This window comes from Arthrobacter sp. 05T420 (assembly GCF_056396305.1).
In genome coordinates this window covers 101,154-113,655 of record NZ_JBFTLG010000016.1, presented here as the reverse complement: position 1 = coordinate 113,655, position 12,502 = coordinate 101,154, and the positions used below count along the sequence as shown (strand labels likewise).

Genomic DNA, 12,502 nt, shown 5'->3' with positions numbered 1-12,502 from the left:
ATGATGCCTCCACGTACCCATGCTTCCGCGTCTGTGAGCGAGCCGGATCCGTCGCGCCGGAACAATCTGTCGCTGCTGACCTCCCTCGTCCATCACCGTGGCGTCCTCAGCCGCGCCCGGCTGACCCGGCACACGGGGCTTAACCGCTCCACGGTCGGGACGCTGATCGGTCAGCTCGTCTCCCTGGGCGTGGTCTATGAAACGGCGCCCGCCGGCGAGGGTCAGGTGGGCAGGCCCAGCCCGGAGGTCCATCCAAGCCCTTCGGTTGCGGCGCTGGCCGTCAATCCGGAAATCGACGCTGTGACCATCGGCCTGGTCAGCCTCGGCGGGAAGGTGCAAAAGAAAATCCGCTTCGAAACCGAACGGATACCGAGCGCCCGGGAAGCGGTGAACATCGCCTCGGCTGTGATCGCCGGAATGCGCTCCGAACTGGATGCTTCATACCGGATCACCGGCATTGGTGTGGCCGTGCCCGGGCTGGTCAACCGCGACGACGGCGTCGTGCGGCTTGCACCGCACCTGGGCTGGCGCAATGAGCCGGTCGCCCGGATGCTGAGCGAGGCCACCGGATACCCGTGCCAAGCCGCCAACGACGCCTCCCTGGGCGCCGAAGCCGAGCTGATTTTCGGGGCGGGCGCCGGGCAGGAAAACCTCATCTACCTCAACGGCGGCGCGAGCGGCATTGGCGGCGGGATCATCGCCGACGGACAACTGCTCCGGGGGGCCTCTGGCTATGCCGGGGAACTCGGCCACACCTTCGTCCGCACGGGAGGCAAGACCTGTCATTGCGGTGCCACGGGCTGCCTGGAAACCGAAGTCTCCCAGTCCCGCCTCCTTGAATTGGCTGGCTTGACCCGCGGCGACACCGCGGACCTCGAAAAAGCCCTCGCGGACAGCAGCAGTCCTGAGGTGAACGACGAAGTCAACCGCCAGCTTCTCTATCTGGGCATAGCCCTGCGCAATGCCGTGAACATTTTTAACCCCGAGGCAATCGTGCTGGACGGGTTCCTGGGGACGCTGCATGCGCTCGCGCCGACGTCGTTGAACGGCACGCTGCTGTCCCAGGCAATGGACGGTCCCGCGGGCCAGGTCAAAATCTACCGGGCGGCGCTGGGTTCCGATCTGATGATGATCGGGGCTGCAGAGCTGGCCTTCACCCAGTTCCTGGCGGATCCCGCGGGTCTCGGCACAGCCACCGGCGCCGTGCCCGCACCCGCCTCACAGACAGGCTGAGCGTGCAGAACAAGACGATGCAGAACAAGTCCATGTCACCGATGGGTGAGCAATACGAGCTGCAGGCCGCTCTGGGAGGCCGGCGCCAACGAGCCGTCGTGACGGAAATCGCTGCCAGCCTGCGGGCTCTCGAAATCGACGGCGTCGCCCTCCTGCAGGATTACCCCGCCTGGTCCGCACCGCCGTCGTGCGCTGGCTGGATTCTGGTGCCCTGGCCCAACAGGGTGGCTGGCGGAAAGTGGACCTACGACGGCGTTCCGCAGCAGCTGGAGATCACCGAACCCGGCAACGGCAACGCCCTGCACGGGCTGCTGTCCGGCGCCGCGTACAGCGTTGGGCACCGGACGGAGGACAGCATCACGCTGGCGGCCGGTGTTACCCCCGCACCGGGCTACCCCTTTGAACTCGAGACGGCGGTCCGCTACCAACTCACGGCGGACGGTCTTCTTGTCAGCCACAGCCTGACGAACACCGGCAGCCGGGCCGCCCCGGTCGCCGTCGGGGCGCACCCCTTCCTCAAGCTGGGGACTGTGCCGACGGAGGACCTGACGCTGTTCATCAACGCCGACACCCACATCGAGGTCGACGAACGGCTGAACCCGACCGGCGCCACCGCTGCCGTCAGCGGGACCCGGCACGATTTCCGGGCGGGGCAGCGCGTGGGCGACGTCGCCCTCGACGACGCGTGGAGCGACGTCCGCCGGGAATCGGATGGCAGCTCGCTCCACTATCTGGAGGCCCCGGACGGCAGCCGGGTGCAATTGTTCATGGATGCCTCCTTTGGCTATGTCCAGGCGTTCACCACAAGTGTCTTTCCCACCGACGGCGGCCTCGTCACAGCGGTGGCGGTGGAACCGATGACGGCCCCGGCCGATGCCTTGAACAGCGGTGAGGGGCTGCGCTGGTTGGCGCCCGGCGAGACGTGGCACCTCAGCTGGGGCATCCGCTACCAGCTGCCCTGATAAGCCCGCGACTTCGCCGGAACCCTGCGGTCTCGCCGGAAGGTTCCGGCGAACCGGCAGGTTTCCGGCGAAGTCGGCCGGGGGCGGGTGCCGCTAGCCGCGTCTCCGGGCGCGGGCCGGCGCGTCCTTCCCGAACCAGGCGCTGACCAGCAGCCACACGGACCACACCAGGATCAAGACAATCCCGGCCAGGATGGGAATGGTGTTCGCCGGGGAGAAGCCTTCGGCTCCGACAACCCAGCCCTGGGCTACATACGCCAGCCCGGAAAGCGCCATGAGATAGCCGATCAGCCCGGAGACGCGGTGTGCCCCGACAACCACGGCACCGGTCAGGAGCAGGGCCGCGCCCAGCACGAAGCTCTGGTAACTGCGCACCCCCCACTCGAGCCACCGGATGCCCTCGGCGGTCGCAAACCGGGCGGTTTTCTCCGGTTCCGCGGCGGCAGCCCAGGCGTCCACGGCGTGCTTTGGGCAACGCCGTCGACAGCCTGGAGCGAGGCATACAGGGCCAGCGCGGCGACCGCCGCGACAACGCCGAACCGTGCCGCCCAGGCCATGACCCCCTCCGGCGCTTTCAGGACCACCAGCAGGACCAGCAGCCCTGAGATGAGAAGCGCCATGCCAGCGAACTGGCCCAGGTGGACCGCTGTCCAGATGCCGCTGCGGGCGTACTCCGCGAATGTGGCCGGGTGGTCGTTCGCGCTGGCAGTGTCGGCGTGGAACAGTCCAGCAATCACCGACACCGCGAAGCCGGCAAACGCCAGCGTGGCGGCAAGGCGCAAAGGTGCGCGCAGTCCTGAATGCTGGTCCGGTCCAGCTGACGCGGCTTGCCGCGGGGTGTTGCTGTCCTGCGTTCCGGACATCCTCATGTGCGCCGCCCGCCTCGTGCCGTGCGCGCGGGCGAAATACCCGCGCCTGCTTTGCTTGCCATATAAACGCGCAGGCTACGCCGATTGCGCGGGCGAAGCCACGGACTTTGGACCTTGGACGGGCACATTGCGGACGCTCCCGAGTCCCGACGCGCCCCCACGCACGAATTCGCCGGAAAACTGCGGGTTCGCGGGAACTTTCCGGCGTACTGGCAGGCTTCCGGCGAATTCAACTTTGCCCGGCCACAGGTGCCGGCCACGGCACCGCCGACGATCTGAGCACCGTGCGCCCGTCAGTGGCCAAGCTGGGCAGCGAAGCGCGCAATGGCGTCTTCCGGCGTTGGAGCGGGACCGAAGACTTCTGTCTGGCGGCTCGTGTTGGCCACGTACCGGCCGGTGCCAAACCAGGCCGCCATGGCTCCCATGTCCCTCATACGCGAGCCGGACTTTCCTGAGATCTTGCCTATCCTGAGGAGCAGTCCGGTGGGAAGGGAGAGCACCCCAATTTTCTTGTTTGCCAGCCGTGACGCCAGTTCAGCGCCTTCCTGCATACTGATGGGGCGCGTCCAGCCGATATCGATGCGTTCCCCGTCGGCGATGTCCGCGTCGACGGCTTCGGCGAGGTAGGTCGCGAGGTCGCTGGTCAAGACGAACGTCAGGGGGACGCTCTTGGAGCCGAGCCAGATGATGCGGCCCTTCTCGAACGGGTCACCCCCAAGCCGGGCAATCTGGTCGAAAAATGCTCCGGGGCGCAACGCGACGAACGGGACACCGAGTTCTTCGAGCTTGTCCTCGGTGAGCTTCTTGCGCCAGAAATGCGGCACGCCGGGTGTCTGGTCACTCGTGAGGATGCTGGTGAGCACGAAGCGCGGCACCCCGGCCTTGCTCGCGGCGATGGCAAGATTGGCGTTGCCACGGGTGTCGATCTCGTCGGCGTTCTTGTTCTTCCCGGTGTAGCCGGCCGCCGTCGTGATTACCGCCGCGGTGCCGGTCATGGCGATGACGAGGGAATCGAGGTCGAGCATATCGCCGCGGGCTATCGCGACGTCCTTGGCTTCGAGTTTGGCCGCGTCCGAGGTCGGGCGCACAAGGGCGCGCACCTTGTTGCCACGGGCAAGGAGCCGGTCAACCACCTGGCCGCCGAGCCATCCCGTTGCACCGACTACCAGGACAGGTTCCTGTTCAGACATTGTTTGCTCCTAGATTGACAGTTTCCCCTGAGCTGCGCCTAGCCAGCCCCGTTCCAGAGCCGCCGCCACCAGGACCGCGTGGGTTCCGGCTCCGGCGGGGCTATGGCGGCCGCGGCAGCCCGGCGCCCCCGCCAGCGCTCCAGTTCGACGTCGACATCACGCGTCTTGGTGATCACGGGCGGGCCACCCTGGAGCTGCCGCCGGGCATCGATGATTCTGGCGTTGAAGTCCTCCACGATCTCGCGCACCTGATTTTCGTTGAACTGAGCATCGAGATGGTCATCGAGCTCGGCGTCCTCGGTGCGGAGCAGGATCGCCTTCGGGCCCAGGCCGGCGATGTTCTCCCGCTGGATCAGGCCCTTGACCCACCAGTCGGGGTCATACGCCTCGCCCAGGCCGGGAATGGGTTTGCCGGCGTACTTGAGGTTGTCGAACTTGCCCTGCGCCATGGCATCCCGGATGAGGTACTCGGCCTTGGCGGCGTCGTCGATCTTTGCGCGCTTTTGCCGGAGCTCTTCCTCGGCGGCGTGGAGTGCGTCGTTCTCCTGGGCGGTGCTGCCCGACGCCCGCACCGTCCGGAGTTCCGCGGCACGCTCCACCCGGCGCCGGAATGCGCTGCCGGAACCGTCTACCCCGCTGCTCATCAGCCACCACCGTCCTCACCTGCCGGAATCGCGGATCTGCTTTCCAGTATGCGGAACAGCCGGGCGGTGGCAAAAGGTCCGTTCGGCGGTATCGCCCCGGGGGGCCGGGCCCGGCCGGGCCGCACGCCCCCGCCGCGGCAGGATCCTTACACGCCCGTAACCCGGTGTTAACCCAGCCGTGCGAAGCTGGGGACTTCTGGTAAAACTAAGCACCCTTCCCATCCCTTCTGCACCGCAGACCTCAAGGAGTTGCAGCCGTGAACAGCCAAAACCGCAGCGCGTCCGGAAACTCCCAACAAACTAGCGTCGAGCAAGCGGCACAGGAACAGAGAAGCACTCACGTCACGCATGTCCGCGAAGACGTGGCCATGGCGGGCCGGTGCGCCAACGTCCACCTGCCCACCGGTCGCACCTGCACGCTGCCCGTGCGCCACCCGGGCTCGTGCAACTTCGTTGGGCCCCAGGACGCGGAGGACGTCGCAGTCCACTAGACGCTGTCGACTGGACCACAATCACTAGAACACAGGCCCTGGATCAAAAACCCGGCGCCAACGCAGGTTTGCGCAAAGATTACGGCGGACCCAGCCGCGGCGTCGCTGCGGGGGCGTTGAGGGTCACGAGACGGTGGCCGCCTCAGGCCCCTTCGAGGCAGAGGATGAAGCCGGGAAACACGTGCCGGCCGGGGCGTCCGCCCGCCTCGTCGATGGCGCGGCGGATTTCCTGGAGCTGCCCGACGGTCATCTGCAGCGGTGGTTCGTCGGGCTGGTAAGTGGTGAGGACCGGATAGTCGACGCCGGGTTCCCGCGACATTTCGATGTGGCAGCCCAGGACGTGGGTGACGGGGTGGGTGCTGCAGAACCCGATCAGCCGGTCGATGGTGCGGACAAACGCGGGCCAGTCGTGGATGTAGAGCCGGCCCGGGTAGACCGTGTCTCCGGTGAGGAGGAACCCGGTGTGGGGATCGTGGAAGGTGATCGCCGCGTTGTGGTGCCCCGGGCTGGGCCAGCACTGCAGGACGCGCCCGCCCAAATCCACCTGAGCCGGCAAACCGGCGTCGCCGCCAATCCCGCCAAACCCGTCGTCGCCGTTGGCATTACCGGAAGCGCCGGCGTCGCCGGAAGCGCCGGCGTTACCGGAAGCGCCGGCGTCGCCGGAAGCGCCGGCGAATCCGAAGAATTCCCACGCGCTGTCCCGGTCCGCGTCCACCACAACGGTGCCGGGGCGGCCGGCGAACTGGGCGTCCCCCGCAACATGGTCCCCGTGCGGATGGGTATGCAGGACAAGGAGTTGGTAGCTGGGGCGGGGATGCGCGGCAAGCCAGGCGTCCACGAGGCCGTCGACCACGCGGCGCAGCGGCAAGAAGCCCGGGGACGCCGTGGCGCCCGTATCGATGAGCACCGCCCGGGCGTTGCCGAACAGCAGGAACATGAACGGCGCTTCATAGTTGACCGCCATGTTCTGGCGCAGGATGAACGTGTGCTCGTCGCAGGCATGGACCTGGATGTCCGGGTCGGTGTTGTGCTTCGCGGATTCTGACCCGTGGATCCAGGAAACGTCCAGATCACCGGCACGGGGTTGGCCTGCGGTGAAGTCGATCAGGTCCGGGGGCGTCTCCATGCGTTCTCCTGTGCGTCGGCGCTGGTGGCGGGGTGCGGCGGCCGCCAGGTCCGCAATGACGCACCAACACTCCATGATGACCGGTTCCGACGGCGCCGGCGACACCCACACGCCGCGGATGGGCAGTTCGCGGCCGGTGCTTACACCGCGACGCTCTGGGCGTCGGCGTCCGGATCGGGAACGGCGGTGTTCGACTTCCGGGTCAGCGGAATGCGGACATCGCGCCTCGGCCCGGCCGGCCACCTCGCGAGAATCCCGGTCGTGGATGCGCCGGGTGGCAGACTAACGCTTCGCGCGGGTCGCAGGAAGGGCCAATAGGCTTTTTCCCAAGCTATTCCCAATGTGCCGTGATTACGTTGTATGGATAACCGGGATTCGGCTCTCGTCTGCCTTTCAAAGGAGCATTGGCGATGGAAAAGGATAGGTCTCACGACGTTGTAGATCTGGGAATGGCACTTCTCACTACGTTTGTTCACAATGACGCACAGGGATACACCGCGATGACCAAGGACCTTCCCGGGGGTGATTCCGAGGCTATTGCCGGGCTCGGCAGGGTAGGCGAACTGCTGGTCGGCATAATCGCCGAGATGCTGGGGGCGTCCAAGGAAGAATCTGTGCACCGGATTGCTGCGGCCCTTGCTGGTGCTGACTGAATCCGTGGGCCGTTGCCCGGATCCTCGCTGATCCCCTGATCTTCTCCGGACTCCACGACATGCGTCGCGGTCTGTTGGCGCCGGTACTCGTCACCGTTGGGGGCCAGTGCCCCGCCCATTTCGTCCGCGTGGCGGCCAAGAACGGGACATCACGGCGCTGGAGGAGCTGGGCCAGGTGGCATCGGTGCCGGGCGGCGTCCGGCTCGCGGATTGGACCAGCCAGGAGCCGCCGCGGGAGCGGGAATTCCGTGCCCAGCTGGAGCTGCCACGCAAGCAGGCCATCGCGGAGCTCGCGGCACAGTTCGTGGAAGATGACATGGTGGTGTTCCTCGACGCCGGAACCACCTGCCAGTCCGTGGTGCCGCATCTCGCCGGCCGCAAGAACATCACGGTGGTCACCAACGACTTCTATGTAGTGACCAGCCTCTTCGCCTACTCGCAGGTGGAGACCATCCACACCGGCGGCGTGTTGGACCCGGCCAGCGCCTCGAGCTGCGGTCGGATCGCAGCGGACGCGGTCAAGGGCATCAATATTGACCTCTTCTTCCTCAGCACCGGCACGTGGAACATGTCCCGCGGTGTGACCACGCCCTCGATGGACAAGGTGGAGATCAAGCTCGCCGCCTTGGAGGCGTCGTCGTCGTGCTTCCTGCTGGCGGACAGCACCAAGTTCGGCACGGTCTCGAAGTTCCGGGTGGCTCCACTCGGCAAGCTGGATGCCGTGGTCACCGACAGCCAGCTCCCGTTAGAAATGCAGGAGAGCATCCGCGAACTGGGCATGAGCGTGCACGTGGCGCCGCTGGCCGTCAGGTAACCAATTGACCAAGTGGCGCGCCTAGGGCTGCGGCGAGCGCCTTGGTCCACAGCCCTAAAACAAGCCGCTTAACTTAGGATCTTTTCCATACTTTCGGCGATGGCCGCTGGATAGCATGAGGTGTCCGGACAGAGCAGTCCGGGCGGGTGCCGATGTCAGAAGGAAGCCCATGGCCGCAGCTACAGTGGACGACATCCTCGCGGATCTCCCCCTCGGTTTCGCGAGCCTGATACTTCGGCCATCCCGCACCGATGCGGCGATCGAGCGCTTTCTGATCGTGGACGCCGACGACGAGACCTCCGACGGCGGGACAGCGTTTGTCCTGCTGATCGGCGTTCGCGGACGCTCCGCCTTGCCGGCAGTGCGGCGCCTGCTGAATAACCCTCCCTTGGTCCTGGCCGTCAAGGGCAGCCCGGAGGAACTGGCGGAAGCCGAAGAGCTGTTGCGCGCCGCCGGGACCGGACTGTTGTTGGTGGACCCGGCCGCAGACTGGGACCGCCTGCTGTCCATCGCCAAGGACCGGATCCAGCCACCCAGCTACCAGCGCGAAGTGCTGACCCTGCTGGAAGAAGATCTCTTCGCCATCGCCCAGACCACGGCCCGCCTGACTTCGAGCCACGTGGTTATTGAGGACGCCGCCAACAAGGTCCTGGCATACTCCACGGTCACCAACGCCATAGACGAGCTGCGCAAAGCCTCAATCCTGGCCCGGCGCGGCCCACGCAAATACGAACTCCTCCTCAAGGACCTCGGCGCCTACCGCGAGCTGCACCGGACTCGCCTGCCGGTCCGGGTTCCCGCCCGGCCCCAGGACGGCCTGCGGGAGCGCGTCGCCATCAGCCTGTTCGCCGGCGACCGCATCATGGGCTACATCTGGCTCCAGGAAACCGGCGCCGGCTTCGGCGACGACGTCGACTACGTGCTCACGGGCTCGGCCGCACGGGCCTCCGCCGAGCTGATCAGGTACCGCAACCAGCAGTCGGTGCACATGCGTGAGGACCGGATCGCGCGGCTCCTGTCGGGTCCGGCGGAAGCTGCCGCGAGCGCGCACAGCGAAAAGATCCCCGCGGACCGTCCCGCGGCCCTGATCCTGATTGGCCTGTCGGCGTCTCAAGCCCAGGAGGACGACGCTGCGCTCAAACATGGTGAGCTGGCCAACCTCGCTTCGATCCATGCGGCCGCCTACAAGCCCTCAGCAATTGTGGGGCAGTTTCACGGCGACACCGCGGTGATCCTTCCCGGGCTCCAGTCCGCCAATTCCGGGGCCGGGCTGCGGAGCGTGGCCGAGGCAATCGTCAAGGACGCCACGAAGCACCTCGGCATCAGCACCTTTGCCGCCGTCGGCCCCACAGTCCCCGAGCTTCTCTCGATCCATTCCGTGACCGGAATATCCGAAGCACTGCTGGGCTGCATGCGCCGCTCCGGGGAAGTCACAGTAGCCACAGTGGACGACTTCGAAGCCGAGATCCTCTTCCACGACGCTGTCAAGAACTTTACGACGGCGGCCTTCCGGCACCGCGGCCTTTGGGCCCTGCTCCGGGATGACGCGGAACTGGCCGAAACCCTGCGGGCATTCTTCGACGTGTCTCTGGACGTGGCTGAGTGTGCGAAGCGGATGCAGCTGCATAAGAACACCGTCTACTACCGGATCGGCAAGGTCAGCCGGGTTACCGGTCTGAACTTCAGCAATCCCCGCGATTCTTTGGTCGCCCTGCTTCATGTTCAGGAATGGGCCGGCACGCAGAAGGAGTACTTGGGCAAGAAATGATGACAGCACTTAATTCGCCCACGCTTGGCCTGGTACTCGACGACATTGTCCGCAGCCACCGGCCCCGGACCGAAGTGGGGTCAGTTCCCGCAAATATTCCCCATCTGCAGTCCCCGCCTTTCGACCGTTTCGGCATCGCGGTTGCCACGACGTCCGGGGAAGTACTCAGTTCCGGCGACGCCGATGTGCCGTTCTCAATCCAGAGCATCTCCAAGGTTTTCACCCTGGCGATGGCGCTCAGCGCCGATGACTCCGGTTCGTTGTGGTCCAGGGTCCTTCGCGAGCCGGCAGGGACGTCCTTTAACTCCCTGGTCCAGCTTGAAGTTGAGCACGGGATCCCGCGGAACCCCTTCATCAACTCGGGCGCCCTGGTGGTCACCGACCATCTGATGGAGAAGTCTCACGACGCGGCCGGCCGGGTCCTGCGCTTCCTCACCGGCCAGGTGGGTCAACCGGGTCCGTTCATCGACGAGATGGCGGCAAGGAGTGAACTCTCCAGCAGCAGCCGCAACCTGGCCCTCGCCCACTTTCTGAAGGAATTCGGCAACTTGCGGCGGCCCGCACAGGCAGTGGTCGAGAACTACGTCAGGCAGTGCTCGATCATGATGACCTGCGTGGAGGTCGCCAAGGCGGGGCTTTTCCTCGCGCAGGATGGCCGTGGAACACAAGGCGCGGTGATCTCCAGGAGCGAGGCCAAACGCGTCGGCTCCATCATGCTGACCTGCGGCATGTACGACGCAGCCGGCGAGTTCGCCTACCGCGTGGGGCTTCCGGGAAAAAGCGGTGTTGGCGGCGGCATCCTGGCGATCGTCCCCGGCGAATGCGCCGTCTGCGTCTGGAGCCCGCGGCTGGATTCCAAAGGAAATTCCCTGGCAGGCACGGCGGCTCTCGCTGACCTGTCCGACCGCACCGGGTGGTCGATCTTCTGATCTGACACCGGGCTGTCCCCACAATCTCCCTCCAGAACCCCATTTAGATCTCTGACAGATCGAAAGGAACACCCATGTCCAACAACCCCAATGACGAGGTTGACTTGCACCAGGCCGATGGTGGCCACGCCCACGCTTCGGATGCCTTGATCCACGCGGAGGACTCGGGATACCACAAGAACCTGAAGCCCCGACAGATCCAGATGATCGCGATCGGCGGTGCCATCGGGACCGGCCTGTTCCTGGGCGCCGGCGGTCGACTCAACGCGGCCGGCCCTTCACTGGTTATCGCTTACGCCGTCTGCGGCTTCTTCGCCTTCCTGATCCTGCGCGCCCTGGGAGAACTGGTGCTGCACCGGCCGTCGTCAGGATCGTTCGTGTCCTACGCCCGCGAATTCTACGGCGAGAAAGCCGCGTTCATCTCCGGCTGGTTCTATTGGATCAACTGGGCCACCACCACAATCGTGGACATCACCGCAGCGGCCCTCTACATGAACTTCTTCGGCAAATACGTCCCCTGGATGGGGGCCGTACCGCAGTGGGCCTGGGCGCTGATCGCCCTCATCGTGGTCCTCTGCCTGAATCTCGCCTCCGTCAAGGTGTTCGGCGAACTCGAGTTCTGGTTCGCCCTGATCAAGGTCGCAGCCCTCGTCGCGTTCCTGCTGGTCGGCACCTACTTCGTCGTGTTCGGCACCCCGGTGGAAGGCCAGGAAGTCGGCTTCAGCCTCATCACCGACAACGGCGGCATCTTCCCCAACGGCCTGCTGCCCATGATCATCCTCATGCAGGGTGTGCTGTTCGCCTACGCCTCGATCGAACTGATCGGCACCGCCGCCGGCGAAACCGAAAGCCCCGAAAAGATCATGCCCAAGGCCATCAATTCCGTGGTCTTCCGCATCGCCGTCTTCTATGTCGGCTCCGTCATCCTGCTCGCCCTGTTGCTGCCCTACACCTCTTACGAAAAAGGCGTCAGCCCGTTTGTGACGTTCTTCGGATCCATCGGTATCCAGGGCGTGGACGTCATCATGAACCTCGTGGTCCTCACGGCCGCGCTGTCCTCGCTGAACGCCGGACTGTACTCTACCGGCCGCATCCTGCGCTCCATGTCAGTGGCCGGATCGGCCCCGAAGTTCGCCCAGCGGATGAATAAGGCCGGCGTCCCCTACGGCGGCATCGCCATCACCGCCGGCGTCTCTCTCCTCGGTGTCCCGCTGAATTACCTGCTCCCCGGCCAGGCGTTCGAGATCGTCCTGAACGTCGCCTCTGTAGGCATCGTCGTCACCTGGGCCACCATCGTGCTCTGCCAGATCCAGCTCAAACGGTGGGCAGACAAAGGCTGGCTTGAGCGTCCATCTTTCCGAATGTTCGGCGCCCCCTACACCGGCTATCTCTCCCTGGTGTTCCTGCTCGGTGTGCTCGTCATGGTCTTCATCGACTCCCCGCTCACGCTGCTGGTGACCCTGGTCGCCTGCGCGCTGATGGTAGGCGGCTGGTACGCCTGCCGGAAACAGATCCACGACATCGCCGAAACCCGCAATGGCTTCACGGGTGCCGCCCCCGTGCTGGCCAACCGGACCCCAATCCACTAGTCGAAGAATCCTGATGACGACCGGCCACACAACCCGACATACAACCTGAAAGCCCCCCATGAAACCGCAAACCCCGCTGAGTCCCGGCCGCCCTATCACTATGCACGAGCGCCTCCCTTCAGCCGGATACGAAGGCCAGCCGGCGGCGTCGAACGACGGTTGCGAAGACGGCTGCTTCTTCTGTACCGGGCCGGAAACAGACTAGGCACCACCAACTCCTCCGCTGAAGTCAGT

12 protein-coding genes are annotated in these 12,502 nt (G+C 65.6%); 8 read left to right on the top strand and 4 right to left on the bottom strand.

Features of this window, described 5'->3' with window-relative positions; genetic code table 11:
* The gene (locus AC1DEM_RS16205; RefSeq protein WP_476885325.1) at positions 1-1,233 is read left to right on the top strand and encodes an ROK family protein; all 1,233 of its coding nucleotides are present in this window, start codon (positions 1-3) and stop codon (positions 1,231-1,233) included.
* A gap of 2 nt (positions 1,234-1,235) precedes the next feature.
* Complete coding sequence (locus AC1DEM_RS16200; protein ID WP_476885324.1) at positions 1,236-2,195, top strand: aldose 1-epimerase family protein; 960 nt, start codon at positions 1,236-1,238, stop codon at positions 2,193-2,195.
* Between the two features lie 93 nt (positions 2,196-2,288).
* Here the strand turns inward: AC1DEM_RS16200 and AC1DEM_RS16195 are convergent, their stop codons facing one another.
* From AC1DEM_RS16195 to AC1DEM_RS16185, 3 genes are all read right to left on the bottom strand, one after another.
* On the bottom strand, positions 2,289-2,654 hold the full coding sequence (locus AC1DEM_RS16195) for a DUF4386 family protein (protein ID WP_476885323.1): 366 nt from the start codon (positions 2,652-2,654) through the stop codon (positions 2,289-2,291).
* A gap of 703 nt (positions 2,655-3,357) precedes the next feature.
* Positions 3,358-4,254, bottom strand: a complete 897-nt coding sequence (locus AC1DEM_RS16190) for an SDR family oxidoreductase (RefSeq protein WP_476885322.1) — start codon at positions 4,252-4,254, stop codon at positions 3,358-3,360.
* 38 nt (positions 4,255-4,292) lie between these two features.
* Positions 4,293-4,898, bottom strand: a complete 606-nt coding sequence (locus AC1DEM_RS16185) for a DnaJ family domain-containing protein (RefSeq protein WP_476885321.1) — start codon at positions 4,896-4,898, stop codon at positions 4,293-4,295.
* 257 nt (positions 4,899-5,155) lie between these two features.
* Between AC1DEM_RS16185 and AC1DEM_RS16180 the strand changes: the two genes are divergently transcribed.
* On the top strand, positions 5,156-5,389 hold the full coding sequence (locus AC1DEM_RS16180; RefSeq protein ID WP_476885320.1) for a hypothetical protein: 234 nt from the start codon (positions 5,156-5,158) through the stop codon (positions 5,387-5,389).
* A 142-nt stretch (positions 5,390-5,531) separates the two neighbouring features.
* Here AC1DEM_RS16180 and AC1DEM_RS16175 read toward each other — a convergent pair whose 3' ends face one another.
* A complete protein-coding gene (locus tag AC1DEM_RS16175) occupies positions 5,532-6,515 on the bottom strand; it encodes an MBL fold metallo-hydrolase (RefSeq protein WP_476885319.1) in 984 nt (327 codons plus the stop codon).
* Positions 6,516-6,964: 449 nt separating this feature from the next.
* On the opposite strand from AC1DEM_RS16175, the gene AC1DEM_RS16170 reads away from it, so the two are divergent.
* From AC1DEM_RS16170 to AC1DEM_RS16150, 5 genes are all read left to right on the top strand, one after another.
* Positions 6,965-7,168 carry a hypothetical protein gene (locus AC1DEM_RS16170; protein ID WP_476885318.1) on the top strand — a complete coding sequence of 68 codons (204 nt, stop codon included), beginning with the start codon at positions 6,965-6,967 and terminating at the stop codon, positions 7,166-7,168.
* 106 nt (positions 7,169-7,274) lie between these two features.
* Positions 7,275-7,982: a DeoR/GlpR family DNA-binding transcription regulator gene (locus tag AC1DEM_RS16165; protein ID WP_476885317.1), complete on the top strand. Its 708-nt coding sequence runs from the start codon at positions 7,275-7,277 to the stop codon at positions 7,980-7,982.
* Between the two features lie 169 nt (positions 7,983-8,151).
* Positions 8,152-9,750, top strand: coding sequence for a PucR family transcriptional regulator (locus AC1DEM_RS16160; RefSeq protein ID WP_476885316.1), 1,599 nt, complete (start codon positions 8,152-8,154; stop codon positions 9,748-9,750).
* Positions 9,747-10,679 (top strand): glutaminase, encoded by a 933-nt coding sequence (locus AC1DEM_RS16155; RefSeq protein WP_476885315.1) that lies wholly within the window; start codon positions 9,747-9,749, stop codon positions 10,677-10,679. Before AC1DEM_RS16160 ends, AC1DEM_RS16155 begins: the two co-directional genes overlap by 4 nt.
* Positions 10,680-10,753: 74 nt before the next feature.
* On the top strand, positions 10,754-12,268 hold the full coding sequence (locus AC1DEM_RS16150) for an amino acid permease (RefSeq protein ID WP_476885314.1): 1,515 nt from the start codon (positions 10,754-10,756) through the stop codon (positions 12,266-12,268).
* Positions 12,269-12,502: the final 234 nt, after the last annotated feature.

What these genes read in the sequence shown, in the direction of transcription:
- AC1DEM_RS16205 (WP_476885325.1), top strand. Translation starts at nt 1, where the DNA reads ATGATGCCTCCACGTACCCATGCTTCCGCGTCTGTGAGCGAGCCGGAT.
- AC1DEM_RS16150 (WP_476885314.1), top strand. Translation starts at nt 10,754, where the DNA reads ATGTCCAACAACCCCAATGACGAGGTTGACTTGCACCAGGCCGATGGT.
- AC1DEM_RS16175 (WP_476885319.1), bottom strand. Translation starts at nt 6,515, where the DNA reads ATGGAGACGCCCCCGGACCTGATCGACTTCACCGCAGGCCAACCCCGT.
- AC1DEM_RS16160 (WP_476885316.1), top strand. Translation starts at nt 8,152, where the DNA reads ATGGCCGCAGCTACAGTGGACGACATCCTCGCGGATCTCCCCCTCGGT.
- AC1DEM_RS16185 (WP_476885321.1), bottom strand. Translation starts at nt 4,898, where the DNA reads ATGAGCAGCGGGGTAGACGGTTCCGGCAGCGCATTCCGGCGCCGGGTG.
- AC1DEM_RS16155 (WP_476885315.1), top strand. Translation starts at nt 9,747, where the DNA reads ATGATGACAGCACTTAATTCGCCCACGCTTGGCCTGGTACTCGACGAC.
- AC1DEM_RS16190 (WP_476885322.1), bottom strand. Translation starts at nt 4,254, where the DNA reads ATGTCTGAACAGGAACCTGTCCTGGTAGTCGGTGCAACGGGATGGCTC.
- AC1DEM_RS16170 (WP_476885318.1), top strand. Translation starts at nt 6,965, where the DNA reads ATGGCACTTCTCACTACGTTTGTTCACAATGACGCACAGGGATACACC.